Raw genomic sequence first — 16,693 nt, forward strand, 5'->3', positions numbered from 1 at the left:
GGCGGGATGCCTTTTGTCGTTCAATGCTTGCGGCCGCGGCCCTCATTGCTCCGGCCCTGTTTTTGCGGCTGTCCGCCCTGCTTTTTCGACTGCCCGTAATTATTTTTCCACTGCTTGTAATTAATAGGGCTCTCATTCTTATAGACCGCGCGGTAATTCTTTGGTACTTTGAACAAATACCCGGGAACATAGCTGCGTTGCACAATGCCCCACGGCCCCCGGTACTGGCTTGACCGATACCAGCGATCGCCTCGCGGGGACCACCAGTAGCCGTTATAGAAGAAGACATCAAAACTGATCCCCGGCACAAAATAGATGCCGTACTGCGGCATCATGACCACAGCCGGAGGCTCCGACACGACGATGGGAGGGGGACCTATATTAATGTTAACATTGACCTCCGCCTGAGCCGTCCCCGCGAACCCGCCAACCACGAGCGCAAAAATCAAAACAGATCCAAATAAACCATAAAGACATTTCTTCATGTTCATTTCCTCCTTAGAAATAATATCCCACCTGGAACTGCAGTCTGCCGGATTTAACCACATCTATCCCAACTTCCAGGAACAAAGGTGTAACCTCAAAAAGCCGATCAAAAATAAGGGAAATATAAGGGCCGGCGGTGGAATGATCTCCCAGATAACCGACCAGGCCGCCGCTCATGGACATCGGGGATCCGCCCCTGATATTGGTCAGAAACCATTTTCCGCCGATAAAGAGAATACCCGGCGTATTGGACGTATTGGCTTCAAAACCATATCTTAACGTGGCACCGTTCGTGAGGCCGCTTTCCGCCATTAACCCCAACGCCAAACCGTCCCTTATCCCGCCAATAACGGCCGGTTGGAACGCCAGGCAACTCGATCCCAAAAGAAGCACCATAAACGCGACCAGGGAAATTGTCGTTTTTTTCATATTCCCTCCTTGCAAAATATTAACGGGCGAAGATCAACGTTTGACTACAGTGAATTATATTTCACATCCCCTAGTTTTACTATATTAAGCATGCGCTTTATCCCTTGTATGTCAAGCCTTATTCTGTTTTTCGGTAAAATAATATAGCAGAAAAAAAGAGAGGGACCCTCCCTTTAAAGTATCCAAGTTATCTTTAAAGTTCGGGCCCCTGCTCTTTATAGAACGATCGGCTGGGAAACTGTTAGACTGATACCCTTGGAAGTGACGGTGTTCGAGCGGACAACACTGTATCCGATCTCAAATCCGGTCTTCCCGAGACCAAGGCCGAGGTCAGCCCTGATGCCATATTTGGCATCTCCACCGATCTTGCCGCTGGTCTGGCCGTTGCCATAGACAACGTAGTTCAATCCACCTGTCAGATAGCTATCAAGACCACCCATCCACTCCGCCGGCAAACTAATGATGCCGCCGCCGTAGACTGGGACAGCCTTTAAGCCTCCTCCACCCATGACATAACCTGTACCAACCTTGAACTTCACGGCATTGGCCGACAGGCCAACCATGGGCCCAAGACCGATAAAGTCATCCAACACCAGGTTGCCCATCGCCCCGATGGAACCGGAGAGCGATCCCTTTCCAGTGCTGATATACAGACCGGAGAGAGAAGTGTTGAGCCCCATTCCGAACAATCCAGCGGAAGCGGCCGGCTTAACGACGACCGGGGCTGGCGGAACAGGAGCGACTGGCGGTGGCGGCGGTGCGATAGGAGCCGGCATGGCTTTGGCCGGAGAAGCCTTTTTCACGGCCTTCTTGACCACCTTCTTAACCACTTTCTTCTTAACCACTTTCTTCTTGGCAACGACCTTCTTTTTAACAACGGCCGCAGCATCTGAAGAGTAGACTCCCGCAACACCGACAAAGAACGCCAACAAAACAAATAAACCTACTAATCTTTTCATTGTAATTTTTCACCTCCTTATACTTAGAATTATAACAGTCGAGCCTTTTCTGTCAAGGATTGTTGCAATTAATTACCAAAGGTCAGGCGATACCCCAGCAGGACCGTCATCCCCTTATAGCTCGGGGAAAAACCGGTCTGGACGATCGCATAACCCAATTCGCCATAAACCGTCCCGCCAAAACCTTCGCTCTCCACTCCATAGTACACCTCACCGCCGACAGTCCCCTGCTTCATCCCGCTGGTCAGGGCGACATAATTAAGGCCGCAACCGAGGTAATTCTCAACACCGGTAAACCAGCCGGGGGGGAAACTAAAGATCAGGTCAAGGTTGACCGGGACGAAGCGCCGGCCATCGACGCGGCCCTGGGCCAGCCCGGTCGCCAGCCGGAAATTGACCGTCGCTGGGCCGAAAACGATCCGCAAAGGGACCCTGACCTCACCCAGGACGCTGGTCAGCCCGGCAAAAAAACCATAAGTCACGCCGACCTCATGGCGGAAACGGGAGCGCGGCTTGACCTCGGCCTCGGGCGAAGAGTGGACCTGTTCTTCCGGGCCGGCTTCGAGGCTGGCTAGCGCGTCGGTCGCCGCCCGGCGGGTGATCGGTTTCTGCAAGCTTTTTTTCTGGGGAGCGATCTTGGCCTTAAGTTTGGCCAGTTTGGCCTGGAGCAGATCTATCTTATCCAGGATATCGGCCTTCAGTTGTTTTTTCTTGGCCTTGGCCAGGCGCGCTTTCAAGACCGAGATCTGTTTTTGCAGTTGTTTTATTCCAGCCTGGGCTTTAGTGAACGACGCTTTGACGGCCGGCTTGGCGACAGGTTTTTTCTGGGCCAGGCCCGGGCCGGCCAGCAATAACAGGAGAATAAGACCGACGCATAATTGTCCGCGCATTTCTTCTCTTTAATTCTACCCTTTGCCGGCAGGTTGTCAAGCCGGTATCGCAATGCTATAATCGACGACCAATAGGGGGTAATCGTCATGAAAAAAATATTGGTGTTCGGGCTATTCTGCGCTCTGGCGGCCTCAACCGCTTCGGGCGCCCTGCTCCGAGCGGATAAAGTGCTGGTGGTCACCGGGACCGGCCAGGTCCAGACCACGCCCGACACGGCCATAGTGCGGCTCGGGGTTGAGGTCAGCCGCAAGCTCGCCCAGGAAGCGCAAAGCGACAATGCCGCCGTCATGCAAAAAATCGCCGCGGCTATCGCCAAACTCGGGATCCCGGCCGAGAAGGTCCAAACCTCCGGCTACAATATTTGGGCGGAAACGAAGTACGAACAGAACCAGCCCCCGAGGACCGTCGGTTATCGCTGCGCCAACCAGGTCAATGTCGTGATCGAGGACCTGGCCAAGATCTCCCGGGTGATCGACTTCGGGATTAACGCCGGCGCGAACAATGTCCAGGGAATATCTTTCTTCCGGAAAGACGACGCGGCCGCCAAACGGCTGGCGCTGGAAGGAGCGGTCAAAGACGCCGCGGCTAAAGCGCTGGCGATCGCCCAGGCCGCCAATCTCAAGCTTCGAGGGATCAAGAGCATAATTGAAAGCGGCGCGGCCGTTCTGCCGCCCAGCAACCAGGTGGTCCGGGCGATGAGCGTGGCCGGCGAGAACACGCCGGTCTCCCCCGGCCTGGTGGAAGTGCGCGGCAATGTCAGCGTCACCTACGATGTCGACTAATAAGCAGGAATATACCCGTGGTCAGGCCGGTCGCGCTCTGGTCACGGCCGAAATTTCTCTTTTTCTTCTTCTTTCAGGCGGCTGACGACTTTTTCCCGCTTTTCCGCCATCCGGTCGAGCTTGTAAACGAAAAACAGGACCTCGGCAACCAGCGTGTACATTTCCGGTGGTATTTCCACGTCCAGCTCCAGTTTGGACAGGAGCTTGGCCAGTTCCGGGTCTTCGTATAACGGGATCTTGTTCTCATCGGCTATCCGCAAGATCTCATCAGCGACCGGGCCGCGGCCGGAAGCGATCACCAGCGGCGCCTTGTCCCGGTCAACATCGTATCTGATGGCGATCGCCGCCTTCCTGGCCGGCGCCGCCTTGTCTTTGTCGTCGGCCAATTCTTCACCCGGTCCGGGTATTCGCTGTTCTGCCATTATTTATGCCTCAAGATCGATCTTTCTCATGACCTCATCAAGGTTGGCCAGTATCGGGATGAGGTACGGGCGGATCTTGCAGAGCGCCGGGTCGACCTTGACCTGATACCCCGTGATCAGAAAATTCTTATCGGCCAGCTTCTGCTGGAACTCGCCGTACTGCTTGGCGATCAGGCTCCGCCCCTCATCACCGTACTCCTTCTCATTAAAGACGAAGACCACATAGACCTTGTTGTCTTTAACGATCATGGTGATAACCATCTTACCCAACTGCGTGGTTTCCATGGCAATGACCACCTGCGTGTTGCGGGGATCGACCTGGGCCTCTTTCCCCTCACCCTGGCGTTTGACGACGATCTCGAAGGTCGTATGGGGCGTGGTCATGGCGTTGGGGATCTGCTGATAATGGTAATTGACCTCCTGGCGCCCTTTTTGGGACAGGATCGCCTGGGCGATAAGATTTTGCTGGAGGCTGTCCAGTTTCCCCGACACTTCCGCCATGGCGCTGGCCAAAGCCTGGGCTTCCGGAGAACCCTTGGCCGGCGCTTTTTCCTTTAAACCCTGGAGGAGCGCTTTGAGGGCGCGAACATCGTTCAAGGCGCCGATCTGCTTGAAGAGCTCCCCTTTACCGGAAAATTTATTGGAGACGTTTTGAAAAGATTCGTCGACCTGGGCGAGCAGCGCGGTCAATTGGGCCAGCAGGGACGGATCCATCAACGCCTTCCCAGCCCCCAGGGCCGACGACAGGTTGCCCAGCGCCGACTGCAGGGAAGAGAGCTGCGCCGCCAGCGCCGGGTTTTCCGACATCACCCCGCCGAGCATTTTGGCCGCGGCCGGGGAGTCGATCCCTTTCATCAGCAGGACGATGGCCGCTTCCTGCATCGTCTGTGATTTATCGCTCCCCTGGAGCATGGTCATGATCTTGACGAAATTCGAGCGGGATATTTCCAGCCCGTTGCGGACCATGAGAGAAGCCAGCTGCGTATTGGCGTCGCTTGGCTCGAGTTGTAAACTAAGAAGATGGGAACGGAGGTCTTCAACCGTTAAGGCGCGGGCAATGGTCGCGGCCGGCTTACCAGCCACGGTGGCCTGGGCTCCGGCCTGGGCTTGCTGGGTCGGGGCGGCCTTGGACGCCGCGGAGGCCGGGGAGCTCTGGGCGGGGACATTTCTGGCCGAGCCGGTGGTTTCCGCCTGGGAAGAACTGGTCACGGAGGTCGGCTTGCTAGTCGGCCAAATGATAGGTTTTCCGGGGTGGATTCCACCCCCTTCCGCTTGAAACTCACCCATAATAAAGTGCCGTTACTTTTTGGCCGGTTGGCCTTCAACCTTGGCTGGCGGAGCGCCTGGCGCCGATTTTTCCTTGACCTTCTCGTCCGCCACTGCCGCCGCCCCCTCGGTCGCCGCCGCGGCCACTTCGGCCGGCGTCGGGATCGGGGCCGCCACCACCTCTTCCTTGGTCGGCGGCGAACAATTGGCGATCATTTCGGTCGGGGTGGTAAGGACCTTGACCTTGGCCGTGATCGCCAGGTCGCTGACGTGGAGGGAATCGTTAATGTTCAAGGCCGAAACGTCGATCAGGAACTTATCAGGGATGTTACCCGGCAGACATTCCACTTCCACCTCGCGCAAACCGTGGACCAGGACACCGCCGGTCTCTTTGACGCCGAGCGGGATGCCGGTCAGCTCGATCCGGACCCGGGTCCGGATCGCCTCATCCATAACGATGTGGCGGAAATCAACATGGAGTATCTCGTCGGTCAACGGGTTCATCTGCACTTCTTGGGTCAGGACGGAGATATCTTTGACCTTGCCGCCGGCGACCTTAAGGGTGACGATCGCGTTCCGCCCCGCCACGGACCTTAAAATTTGCTTGATAAAACTCTTGCCGTCAATGGCCAGCGCCAGTGCTTTGATCTTTTTACCATAGACGACCGCCGGGACCAGTCCCTGGCGGCGCAACCCTTTAAGTTTTTTCCCTATCTCTTCCCTTGGTTTGGCCTCAAGTATGATCTTTTCCATAGTTCCTTATTTTACCAAATCTATTGCCCCGTGTCAAAAGCTTCCTGGGTCGCCAGGCGGTTGTCCCGGTACCAGGTCAGGATGTCGCGGGCAACATAGGCGGCCGAGCGGTCGCCATGCTGGCCGTGTTCCACGAAAGAGGTAATGACGATCCGCGGCTTATCGGACGGCGCGTAACAGACGAACCAGGCGTGAGGCAAGCCCGGATTCTCGGCGGTGCCGGTCTTGCCGGCAGCCGGCAGGCCTTTGATCTTGGCCGCGATACCGGTCGCTCGCTCCACAACATCGCACAGCGCTTTTCTCAAGTAATTGATGATGATCTCATGGACCGGCGCGGCCGCCACCTGGACCTGTTTTCCCTCATAGAGCACTTCCCCGTGGCGGTCCTTGATCCGGCTGACGACATATGGCTTCATCCTTTTCCCGGTGGCGATCGTCCCGTAGACACAGGCCAGTTGAAGGGGGGTCAACTGCAAGAACCCCTGCCCGATGCCGTAGTTGATGGAGTCCCCTTCATACCACGGCTCTTTCCAAACCGCCCGCTTCCAAGCGGTATCCGGGACCAACCCTTTTTTCTCCTGCGGCAGGTCGATCCCGGTCCTCTCTCCCAGTCCGTATTGCCGGGCGTAGCTGGCCAGACGGTCGGGGCCGAGTCTCCGCCCCAGCTCATAAAAAACGACGTCGCACGACTGGGTCAAACCTTCCAGCACCGTGATCCGGCCGTGGCCACCCTCTTTCCAACATCTGGCTATCCGGCCGTTCAGGTTGTAATAACCGGGGCAATAGAGTGTCTCGGTCGTCTTGGCCAGTTGCTCCTTAAGCGCGGCCGAAAGGGTCACGACTTTAAAAGTCGACCCGGGAGGATAAATGCCGAGCGCCCGGTTCATGAAAGGGTGGCGCGGGTCGAGCAAGGCGGCCGCCCGGTGAGGATTTTTTTGGCCGATAAAGATGTTCGGATCGTAATTAGGGTGGCTGACCAGCGCCAGGACCTCACCGCTCCAGGGGTCGAGCACCACCACCGCCCCCGGTTGGCTCCCCAGCGCTTTTTCGGCCGCCTCTTGCAGTTCGACGTCGATCGTTAATTTCACGTCGGCGCCGGGGACCGCTGCGGAAAATCCGAGCAGGCGGGTCGGCGTGCCGGCCACGTCAACCTCGATCTTCTTGCCGCCGTCGATACCCCGGATCAGGCTATCATATTGTTTTTCCACTCCGTCCTTGCCGACCCAGTCGCCCAGCCGGTAGCCCTGCTCCTTCAAGCGTGAGAGGTCGTCCGGTTCGATCTCACCAACATAACCGAGCAGGTGCGAAGCGGTATTGTCGTGGGGATAGAAGCGGACCGGACGGACGCTGACCACGACCCCTTCCAGCTTGTCCTTTTGCTCTTCGATCCTGACCGCGATCTCCGGCGCGAGATTATCCTTGATGATGATCGGCTTATCCGACGATGGTTTGAACTCCAGTTTTTCTCCGAGGATCGCCCCTAGCCGGGCTAGGACAACTGCTTTCTTTTTCCCCGCGCCGGCCGTCAGCAGCTGCGGCATGACCTGGACGGAAAAGACCGGCCGGTTCTCGACCAATACCCTGTCATTCCGGTCATAGATAACGCCCCGCGCCGCCGGAGCGGGAACGGTGCGGGCGGCATTTTCGTCGGCTACCCGCCGGTACTTGTCCCCCTCGATCACCTGTAACTGCAGCAAGCGGAGGGCGAGCAGGACAAAGACCAGGCCGCAAAAAATTAGCAGGAGCCGCTTACTCATCGAGCGTCACCCTGACCAGCGGATACAGCAGCGGCACCAGGATCAGGTTATAGACCGTTTCCGCCACCAGGCGGAAAATAAAATACCAGAGCGAGAACTCCCGGTGGAAAATGAAATGCAGGGTCAACCCTTCCGCCAGCACGCTCAAGGGAGTAAAGAGCGCCACCAGGCCGGCGATCAGGGTGTATTCATCGCCCATGAACCGCTCCCGGAAAGTGTTGGCCGCAGCCCCCGTGATCGTCTTGATGATCGTGTTCAGGTAAAAGGGGCAGGCCAGAATGTCCTGAAGGAAACCGGCCAGGGCGGAGAGTAAAGTGGCCGGCGTCCTCTCCAGCAGTACCGCGTAAAACACCACTGTGACCAAGACCAGGTCGGGGACCACGCCAAGAAAGTTGAAACGGGGCAGGATGACCGTTTGCAGGAGAAGGACCGCGCTGAGGTATAAGCCGATCTTAAAAGCGCGCATTTTATTGGACCAGGAAGACCTCTTCCAACCGGGAAAAATTGACCGCCGGCTTTATTTTTATCTCGTAGAAAAGATCGGCTTCCGCCTTGGTGGCCGCGCTGACCGTGCCGATCGGTATCCCGGGCGGGAAAAGGCTCGAGATCGCCGCGGTCACGATCTGGTCCCCAACCCCGACGTCAGCCCCGCTGCTGACATAGCGGAGAAAGAGAGTGTCGGGTGAGTAACCTTCAACTATGCCAAAATCGCGGCTCCGTTGATCGGCACCGGCGACCGAGCTCTGCGCGTCGGTCAGCAACAAGACGCGGGCGCTGCTCGGCGCCACTTCCACTACCCGGCCGACCAAACCTTCGCGGACCACGACCGGACAATCGGGTTTAACGCCGCTCCCCGCCCCTTTATCTATCTCGATCGACGATAACCAGGGTGAGCCGCTCCGGGCAATGACCCGGGCCGCCACCAACCGCCCGCCATAGCGTGGACCGCCCCGGAAATCAAGCGCTTGCCGCAGCCGTTCGTTCTCTTTGGCCAATTCCACGAGCGTGGCCGCTTTGGCCGCCAGCGCGTTGTTCTCGCTCTTGAGGGCGGCATTCTCGCTCGCCTGGCTCCCCAGGCTAAAAACAAAACCGGGCGCCCCCGTGACTCCGCGCCAGACTACCGTCGTGGCCAGCTGGAACGGGGTAATGACGGTCGTCAGGAGAGAACGCAATCCGGCGAGGTTAAGCCAGGAAAAATAAGAGACAGCCAGGGCCAGCAAGACCACCGTGATCGCCAGGGAATAAGAGTTCTTTCTTTTAAATGGCCGGTAGCTCGTCACTGGCTGCTTTTAGGCATGATCAGGACTTTCTTGAGGGTATCGATCTCTTCCAAGATCTTCCCCGTCCCGTAGGCGACGCACGAGACCGGATCGTCCACAACGTAGACCGACATGTCGGTTTCTTGGGCGAGATACTTGTCGAGCCCGCGGAGGAGGGAACCGCCGCCCGCCATGACAATACCGCGGTCCATGATATCGGCCGCCAGTTCCGGCGGCGTTTTCTCCAGCGTCATCCGGACAGCGTCGACGACCGTCGCCACCGGTTCGGCCAGCGCGTCGCGGATCTCCGACGAGGTCAGGGTCAGGGTCTTGGGGAGGCCGGTCACCAGGTCGCGGCCGCGCACTTCGATCGTCTTCTCTTCCGGCAGAGGATAGGCGGAGCCGATATCGATCTTGATCTGCTCGGCGGTCCGCTCCCCGATCAATAGATTATAATTCTTGCGGCAATGGGAGACGATCGCCTCGTCCATTTCGTCGCCGGCCACCCGGATCGACTTGGAGACAACGATCCCGCCCAGGGCCAGGACAGCCACTTCGGTCGTCCCGCCGCCGATGTCAACGATCATGCTCCCCTGCGCTTCGGAAACCGGCAGGTTGGCTCCGATCGCCGCCGCCATCGGCTCTTCTACCAGGTAAGCTTCGCGGGCGCCGGCATGCATGGCCGCGTCAAGCACCGCTCGCTTCTCCACGCCGGTAATGCCGGACGGAACGCCGACCACGATCCGCGGCCGGACAAAAGCCGAACGGTTGTGGCTCTTGTTGATGAAATGACGAAGCATCATCTCGGTTATCTCAAAGTCGGCAATCACACCGTCGCGCATCGGGCGAACGGCCACGATGTTGGCCGGAGTGCGGCCCAGCATGCTTTTGGCCTCATTACCAAAGGCGAGCGCCCGGTTATTATCTTTATTGATCGCCACGACCGACGGTTCGCAGAGAATGATCCCCTCACCCCGGGCAAAGACCAGCGTGGTCGCGGTCCCGAGGTCGATCCCCAGGTCGCGGGAAAATTGGCCGAAAATATAGTCGTAAAGAGACATTGTTTATCCTCCTATTCGTAAATTAAGTGGGAACTGAAACCTTTGGCCGCCAGCTTGCCGCGCAGTTCCTCGGCGATCGCTTTCGTCCGGTAAGCGCCGACCTGGACCCGCCAGCCGCTCCCCGCTTTTCTGATAAAGACATCGAAGCCGCTGGTACTCAATTTGTCAGCCAGTTGTTTCGCGGCCTCTTTATCGGCAAATAGACCAGCCTGGACCTTGTAATAACCTTTGCCAACCGTAACCGCCTTTGCCGCCGCTGCCGCCTGTTTCCGGCAAAGGACCTTTTTTTTCGGCGTTTGCTTGACGGCTTTTTTCGCTTCCGTGGACAACGCCGCCTGCAACCTTTGCAACGCCCGGATCGATTCGGGCGGCTCCGGGATCGGCGCTGCGATCTTGGCCTCCGGCGTTTTCTTGACCGGGGAGAGGATCCGCGATCCCAACTGGAAGCTGACAAAGAAACTGGCCGCGACGATCAAGACCAGCACCAAGAAAACAAAAAGGTTCTTTAACCCGCCGCTTACCGGCCGCTCCTCGGGCAACGGATCGTCATCCGGCCGGGGAGGCGGGAAACCGCCCGGAGGATTGATGTTAAGAAATTCTTCGGCCATCGCATTTGTATTCTACTATATACTAAGCCCGAGGGTCAAGGAGTTTCAGCGCGTCGGCCGCTAAAAAGAGAGAACCGGCGATAACCCGCGCCTCGCCGGCTGTTTGTTTTAAAGCCGTCTTAAGCGGCAGCGGCTCGGTCCCACCCAGCTGGGTGGCGGCTTGCCGGTGGGATGACCGGGTGATAATTATTTTTTTAGCCAGGGGGGCGATCAGCCGCAGCATCTCCGCCGCGTCCTTGTCCCCCTGCGCCCCGATGATAAAGGTGAATTTTGTGTCGGGATACTCCGCCTTCAGGGTCGCGACCAGCGTCGCCATCCCGGCCGGATTATGGGCGCCGTCCACGATGGTCAGCGGCCGGCGGGCAACGACCTGGAAACGGGCCGGCCAGTTGGTCCGGGCCAAGCCCCGCAAGATCGCCTCCTTGTCGGCCTTTATCCCGGCCAGCCGGACAGCCGCCAAGGCGCAGGCGGCATTAATTTTCTGGTGTTCGCCGATCAGGCCACTGCTCAATCCAGCTCCCTGGCTGTTGACCTGGATCAGCACGCTCCCATTTTTCTCCGCCTGGTACTGCAGGACCTTCAAGGCCGCCGGTTTTTGTTCGCCGGTGATCACCGGCACTCGCGGCTTGATGATCCCCCCCTTTTCAATGGCGATCTTGGCCAGCGTATTACCCAGCACCGCCTTATGTTCGAGATCAATATTGGTGATCACCGAAACCAGCGGCGTCAGGACATTGGTCGCATCAAGACGCCCCCCCAGGCCGACTTCTACCACCGCGTAATCGATCTTCTTCTCCGCGAAATACCAAAAAGCAACCGCCGTCAGGACCTCAAAGACGGTCGGCTGTTCTGGCCAGGAACGGCTTAGCGCCTCGACCTTGGCTAAACCCCGCTTAAAGTCCGAGCGTGAAATATCACGACCATTGATTTTAATTCTTTCCCTAAAATCGAAAAGATGAGGAGAAGTATACAGCCCGACTTTATAGCCGGACTCTTTCAGGATCGAGGCGATCATCACGCAAGTCGAACCTTTGCCGTTCGTCCCGGCAACGTGGAGCGACTGGAACCGGAGCTGCGGGTTACCGAGCTCTTTCAGGAGCCGCTCGATCCGCTCTAACCCCAGGTTGATACCGAATTTATCCAGGGAAAGAAGATATTTATTCCCCTCACCCATCTGCGCAAACACTCACACCCTCTCCCAAAGGGAGAGGGTGACTCGCACTTTTTTCCAGGCATTTTCCCCCTCTCCCTCAGGGAGAGGGGTCTTCGTTTTGGTAGAGCGGAGGTGAGGGCTGTTAAATTTCATTCCATTAAAAGAACTTCATCATCATCAGGTTATAGATCAGGTCAACAATGGACCAGAGCAAAGTCTGGGTCAGTGGGAAAGTCAGGATAAAGAACAGAATGATCATGCCATACGGCTCCAGCCGCTCGATCGCCGCCGCCTGCTCATAAGGGAGGAACATGGCGGCTAGCTTGGAGCCGTCTAAAGGCGGGATCGGGATCAGGTTAAAGATAGCCAGAACAATGTTGATATGTACGCCATAATTCAAGACTTCCTTTAGCAGATAAACCAAGGAACTACCGTTATCCGGCATTACTTTCAGGACCGTCGCCAGGATCCAGGCAAGGAACAAATTGGTCAAGATGCCGGCTGCGCTAACCCAAATCATCCCCCTGCGATAATTACTAAAATTGTATGGATTGATCGGTACCGGTTTGGCCCAACCGAATATAATCGGCGAACCTATCACCACCAGAATGATCGGCAAGATCGTCCCGAACGGATCAATATGTGGTATAGGATTCAAAGTCAATCGGCCACCCAACCGAGCGGTCGGGTCCCCCATCAGTTCGGCCGCTTTGCCATGCGCGATCTCATGCAGGATGATAGAATAAAGCAAGATCAAAGCAATTAATAAGAATCCCATTTTATGCCCTCGGGTGCGCCTTTAAGTACATTTTCTTCAACCGCTCGCGCGAGACGGAAGTATAGATCTGCGTCGTCGCAATATCAGCGTGCCCCAGCATTTCCTGGACCGAGCGGAGGTCCGCCCCTTTCTCCAACAGATGGGTGGCAAAAGAATGGCGGAGGGTGTGGGGAGAAGTCTTCGACTTGACCCCGCTCCGTTTGACATATTTTTTCAGGACCAACCACAACCCCTGCCGGCTCAACCGCTCGCCGTTCTTGTCAAGGAAGAGGGCAACTTTATCTTTGATCGGGAACTGCGGCCGCCCGGCTTCCAGATAATGTTTGAGGGCGTCGAGCGCTATCTGGCCGATCGGCACCACCCGCTCCTTCGACCCTTTGCCAAAACAGCGGACAAAAGAGACCTCCAGATTGATGTCGTCCAGGTTCAGGCCGATGATCTCCGAAGCGCGCATCCCGCTGGCGTACAGCAATTCCAAAAGGGCCGCGTCACGCAAGGCCCAAGGATCGTTGCCGCGCGGGGAAGAAACTAGCCGGGCCGCTTCGTTGATCGTCAAGGCCTTAGGAAGGCGTTTGGCTTTCTTTGGTAAATGAAAATCACCGGTCGGGTCGGTTGCCACCTTCCCCTCGCCAATCAAATAATGGAAAAAAGATTTGAGACAGGCCATTTTCCGCTCCAGCGAGGCGGCGGAAAAACCGTGGTTGCTTAAGTAATCGATATATTTTTTAATGACCTCGCGGTCGATCTCCAACAATTCTTTCGGCCGGGTAAAACGGACAAAGTGATCAAGGTCGCGGTAGTACGCCTTGATCGTGTTGACGGCGTACCCGCGCTCGATCTGGATATAAGAGATAAAATCTTTAACGGTCGCTCTCACTCCCATTCCCCCCGCTGCCAGAGTCCGGCCAGCTGAATCCCGATCAGTGTCTTGCTATCTTTGATCGTCCCGGACCGGGCCAATTCCAGGCAGGCGGCCATATCGACCAACTCGACCTCGATCCGCTCGTCTTCATCGGGCCTTTGGGCCGCCCGGGTCAACCCGCTGGCCATGAAAAAGGCTATTTTCTCGTCAGAATAACCGGGCGAAGAATAACCTTCCCACAATTTTTGGATATGCGCCGCAAGGTAACCTGTCTCTTCCGTCAGCTCGCGCCGGGCGGCTTCTTCCCCGCTCTCCCCTTTGGCCGGCACGCCGGCCGGCAGTTCGAGCAAAGTTTCGCCGGTAGCGTAACGGAACTGGCTAACCAAGACCAGCTCATCTTCAGCGGTAATAGCCATGATCGCCACCGCCCCCGGATGATGGACCACTTCGCGCGTCGCTTCAACGCCGTCAGACAACTTGACCCGGTCAGACTCGACTTTTATCAAGCGTCCGGAAAAAACGACCTCGCCGCTTATTTTCTTTTCTTCCATTCTGCCGCTCCTGTAATGATCTTCAAGACCATCTCCGTCCCCCGGACAAGGTCAGAAATTTTGATCTGTTCGCGCGTCGTATGCACGTTATGGGCACCGACCCCGAGGATCACGGTCGGCAAGCCGCGCTCGTTAAAGACATTGGCATCCGACCCGCCGCCAGTCGGCTTGATGATCGGCAGAACACCGGCCGCGCGCATCCCCGCCAGGACAACGCGCATCACTTGGCTCGAAGGGCTAAGCTCGAAAGAACGGTATATCCGCTCTACTTTCAGCTTGAGCCGCGCCCGGTACTTGCGGGCCGCTTTGAAAAGTAACCGCTCCATATGCTCGACCTGGCGCTGCAGTTTGCGCCGGCTATGACTGCGCGCTTCGCCGCGCAGTTCCACTTCATCCGGGATGATATTGGTCGCCTTACCACCCTTTATCACGCCAATATTAGCGGTCGTTTCCGGGTCGATCCGGCCGAGCTTCATCCCGGCGATCGCCTCGCTGGCCACCTTGATGGCATTGACCCCGTCTTCCGGGTGGATCCCGGCGTGGGCCGCCCGGCCGATGATCGTCGCCGTCAAGTTATATTGCGTCGGCGCTTGATTGACGACCTTCTCGACCACCCCGCCGTCGAGTGTCAGGCCAAAGTCAGCCTGCAGCGCCTTATCCGGCAGGACCTTCGCCCCCAGCAAGCCGATCTCCTCTGCGACGGTAAAAATCACGACCAGTGGCGGATGTTTAAGCTTCCGCTCTTTTAAGACGCGGAGGATCTCGACGATCGCGACTACTCCGGCCTTATTATCCGCGCCCAGGATCGTGCCGCCATCCGGGCGGATAACACCGTGCCGCTCGACCGGCTTGATCTTTTTTCCCGGAGAGACCGTGTCCAGATGGGCATTGATCATCACGCGGGGACTTTTCACTCCCTGACCCGGGACAAAGGCGATCAGATTGCCGATCTCGCCCCCGGTTAAATGGCCACTCTGCCGGGTACGGATCCCGAGCGCCCTAAGTTCACGCTGGACCCATTTGGCCGCTCCGGCTTCACGCAAAGACAAACTGTCGATGCGGACCAGCTGTTTGAAACTATTAACCAGTCGGCGTTTATTGATCATTTAAAATGCTCGTACCCTTTGGCGTTAGCTGGAGTGATCCCGGCGCTTTTTGGGGCGATCGCTCCAACCACCGTCACCTTGGTGCCGGTCCGGCGCCGCACCAGTTCCATCAACTTGATCGCCTTGTTCTTTGGCGCGGTCAAGACCAGCTCGTACTCTTCCCCGCCGTTCAGCGCCTGGTCCGGGGTCGCTCCGGCGGCCCGCGGCACCAGCTCTGTCCAAATCTTAGCACCTGTCCGGCTCTGCCGGCAAATCTCCCGGACCGAACGCATCAGCCCGTCGCTCGAGTCGATCATGGCGGTAGCTAAACGGGAGCGGGCAATAGTTTGCGCTTCAGTAACGCGTAACGCGTAACACGCCGTGCCTGCCGGCAGGCAGATAACGCGATATTTTTGAGCGGCTGGGCCGCCGAACTCGCCGGTCACCAGGACCAGATCACCCGGCTTCGCCCCACCGCGGGTCATTAGTTGCCGTTGTTCAACTTCTCCCAGCAAAGTAACACTAATGATAAGTTCTTTAGGGGAAGAGATGGTATCGCCGCCGATTATATCTATCTGGTATTTTCTGGCCAGCTGTTTGAGCCCGCTGTAGAGGAGCTCGATATTTTCCGCCTGGAAGTTTTTACTCGCCCCGATCGTCACCAAAGCGTAAGTTGGCACCCCGCCCATCGCCGCAATGTCGGAAATATTGGCCGCCAGCACTTTTTCACCCAAAGCTTTATAAGAAATACCCTTGGTCTTAAAATGAACATTCTCCACAAACGTGTCAGTGGTAATTAACAATAACTTTTGTAGTTTTTGTTTTGTGATTTTGGATTTGTTTTGATGTTTGAAGTTGGATGTTTGAAGTTTGATCGCTGCGGCATCATCCCCGATCCCAATCAGCACGTTCTTCGAGGCTGGTTTGCCGATCTGCTTGGCCAGCAGTTCGATCAGACCGAATTCTCCGAGTTGCGCTAGCTTCACAATTTGTAAATTATATCACGAAAATACGACTTTTTTAGCGCATTTTTTGACCTAATTATTACGATAATACATATATGAAGAGAACATCAAAAAGGGCTGTCGACTATGCGTTCATTATAGCGTCATTTTTGTTGATTTTATGCTTTATTCCTTTGGGTTACCTGCTCACACCGCGGGGGGTCCCGCGCGGCTATAAGGTCATGCACGGAGGGACGATCCTCGCCTCGGCCTATAATTCCCTACCCGGCCAGACCGACAGCTCCCCCTGGATCACCGCCTCCGGGACCCGCTGTCGCGAAGGGGTCATCGCTTCCAACCACTTCCCGATCGGGACCAAGATCATGATCGAAGGATATAAGGGAAAAGTCTTTGTGGTTGAGGACCGGATGAACAGGAGATACAAGAAGAAGATCGATATCTGGTTCAGAGACTACGATGACGCGATCAAGTTCGGCGTGCGCAAGGTCAAATATTACGTTTTAGCTTCAGTTTAATACTTAATAGGTTTGAATTTATTTCTCGTAGCTTTTCAATTGATTGATCAGTTTCCCGTCGCAAGATTCGACAATAAACAGGTCACCTCTATCGTCCCGCCAAAATATGCC

At 56.6% G+C, this 16,693-nt stretch carries 20 protein-coding genes; 2 read left to right on the forward strand and 18 right to left on the reverse strand.

Annotation, left to right across the window (positions count from 1 at the left end):
• Nucleotides 1-20 precede the first annotated feature (20 nt).
• The 4 genes from WC903_02320 to WC903_02335 all read right to left on the reverse strand — a co-directional run bounded on the left by WC903_02320 (nucleotide 21) and on the right by WC903_02335 (nucleotide 2,764).
• A complete protein-coding gene (locus WC903_02320) occupies nucleotides 21-485 on the reverse strand; it encodes a hypothetical protein (protein MFA5892785.1) in 465 nt (154 codons plus the stop codon).
• Nucleotides 486-498: 13 nt separating this feature from the next.
• Complete coding sequence (locus WC903_02325; GenBank protein MFA5892786.1) at nucleotides 499-915, reverse strand: hypothetical protein; 417 nt, start codon at nucleotides 913-915, stop codon at nucleotides 499-501.
• A 215-nt stretch (nucleotides 916-1,130) separates the two neighbouring features.
• Complete coding sequence (locus WC903_02330) at nucleotides 1,131-1,874, reverse strand: hypothetical protein (GenBank protein ID MFA5892787.1); 744 nt, start codon at nucleotides 1,872-1,874, stop codon at nucleotides 1,131-1,133.
• 68 nt (nucleotides 1,875-1,942) lie between these two features.
• Nucleotides 1,943-2,764, reverse strand: a complete 822-nt coding sequence (locus WC903_02335; GenBank protein MFA5892788.1) for a hypothetical protein — start codon at nucleotides 2,762-2,764, stop codon at nucleotides 1,943-1,945.
• Nucleotides 2,765-2,851: 87 nt separating this feature from the next.
• Here WC903_02335 and WC903_02340 point away from each other — a divergent pair, with 87 nt between their 5' ends.
• Nucleotides 2,852-3,547, forward strand: a complete 696-nt coding sequence (locus tag WC903_02340; GenBank protein ID MFA5892789.1) for an SIMPL domain-containing protein — start codon at nucleotides 2,852-2,854, stop codon at nucleotides 3,545-3,547.
• Nucleotides 3,548-3,588: 41 nt separating this feature from the next.
• Here WC903_02340 and WC903_02345 read toward each other — a convergent pair whose 3' ends face one another.
• The 14 genes from WC903_02345 to thiL form a co-directional block, all read right to left on the reverse strand.
• A complete protein-coding gene (locus tag WC903_02345; protein ID MFA5892790.1) occupies nucleotides 3,589-3,969 on the reverse strand; it encodes an EscU/YscU/HrcU family type III secretion system export apparatus switch protein in 381 nt (126 codons plus the stop codon).
• Nucleotides 3,970-3,972: 3 nt separating this feature from the next.
• Complete coding sequence (locus tag WC903_02350) at nucleotides 3,973-5,256, reverse strand: hypothetical protein (GenBank protein ID MFA5892791.1); 1,284 nt, start codon at nucleotides 5,254-5,256, stop codon at nucleotides 3,973-3,975.
• Between the two features lie 12 nt (nucleotides 5,257-5,268).
• Complete coding sequence (locus WC903_02355) at nucleotides 5,269-5,988, reverse strand: 50S ribosomal protein L25 (GenBank protein MFA5892792.1); 720 nt, start codon at nucleotides 5,986-5,988, stop codon at nucleotides 5,269-5,271.
• 20 nt (nucleotides 5,989-6,008) lie between these two features.
• A complete protein-coding gene (gene mrdA / locus WC903_02360; protein MFA5892793.1) occupies nucleotides 6,009-7,745 on the reverse strand; it encodes a penicillin-binding protein 2 in 1,737 nt (578 codons plus the stop codon).
• Nucleotides 7,738-8,211: a rod shape-determining protein MreD gene (gene mreD, locus WC903_02365; protein ID MFA5892794.1), complete on the reverse strand. Its 474-nt coding sequence runs from the start codon at nucleotides 8,209-8,211 to the stop codon at nucleotides 7,738-7,740. The genes mrdA and mreD overlap by 8 nt, the downstream gene beginning before the upstream one ends.
• 1 nt (nucleotide 8,212) lies before the next feature.
• Entirely contained in the window at nucleotides 8,213-9,025 is an 813-nt protein-coding gene (mreC, locus tag WC903_02370; protein ID MFA5892795.1) for a rod shape-determining protein MreC, read from the reverse strand.
• Entirely contained in the window at nucleotides 9,022-10,065 is a 1,044-nt protein-coding gene (locus WC903_02375; protein MFA5892796.1) for a rod shape-determining protein, read from the reverse strand. The genes mreC and WC903_02375 overlap by 4 nt, the downstream gene beginning before the upstream one ends.
• Before the next feature lie 11 nt (nucleotides 10,066-10,076).
• Nucleotides 10,077-10,673, reverse strand: coding sequence for an SPOR domain-containing protein (locus WC903_02380; protein ID MFA5892797.1), 597 nt, complete (start codon nucleotides 10,671-10,673; stop codon nucleotides 10,077-10,079).
• 22 nt (nucleotides 10,674-10,695) lie between these two features.
• Nucleotides 10,696-11,859 carry a folylpolyglutamate synthase/dihydrofolate synthase family protein gene (locus tag WC903_02385; GenBank protein ID MFA5892798.1) on the reverse strand — a complete coding sequence of 388 codons (1,164 nt, stop codon included), beginning with the start codon at nucleotides 11,857-11,859 and terminating at the stop codon, nucleotides 10,696-10,698.
• Nucleotides 11,860-11,983: 124 nt separating this feature from the next.
• A complete protein-coding gene (locus WC903_02390) occupies nucleotides 11,984-12,604 on the reverse strand; it encodes a site-2 protease family protein (protein ID MFA5892799.1) in 621 nt (206 codons plus the stop codon).
• Nucleotide 12,605: 1 nt separating this feature from the next.
• Entirely contained in the window at nucleotides 12,606-13,487 is an 882-nt protein-coding gene (gene xerD / locus WC903_02395; GenBank protein ID MFA5892800.1) for a site-specific tyrosine recombinase XerD, read from the reverse strand.
• Complete coding sequence (locus WC903_02400; protein MFA5892801.1) at nucleotides 13,478-14,017, reverse strand: NUDIX hydrolase; 540 nt, start codon at nucleotides 14,015-14,017, stop codon at nucleotides 13,478-13,480. The genes xerD and WC903_02400 overlap by 10 nt, the downstream gene beginning before the upstream one ends.
• Nucleotides 13,999-15,123 (reverse strand): M20/M25/M40 family metallo-hydrolase, encoded by a 1,125-nt coding sequence (locus WC903_02405; protein MFA5892802.1) that lies wholly within the window; start codon nucleotides 15,121-15,123, stop codon nucleotides 13,999-14,001. The genes WC903_02400 and WC903_02405 overlap by 19 nt, the downstream gene beginning before the upstream one ends.
• Entirely contained in the window at nucleotides 15,120-16,088 is a 969-nt protein-coding gene (thiL, locus tag WC903_02410; GenBank protein ID MFA5892803.1) for a thiamine-phosphate kinase, read from the reverse strand. The genes WC903_02405 and thiL overlap by 4 nt, the downstream gene beginning before the upstream one ends.
• Nucleotides 16,089-16,240: 152 nt before the next feature.
• Between thiL and WC903_02415 the strand changes: the two genes are divergently transcribed.
• Nucleotides 16,241-16,582, forward strand: coding sequence for a hypothetical protein (locus tag WC903_02415; GenBank protein MFA5892804.1), 342 nt, complete (start codon nucleotides 16,241-16,243; stop codon nucleotides 16,580-16,582).
• The last annotated feature ends 111 nt before the right edge of the window (nucleotides 16,583-16,693 follow it).

It is taken from the genome of Candidatus Margulisiibacteriota bacterium (assembly GCA_041658645.1).
GTDB lineage: Bacteria > Margulisbacteria > WOR-1 > O2-12-FULL-45-9 > XYB2-FULL-48-7 > JBAZZV01.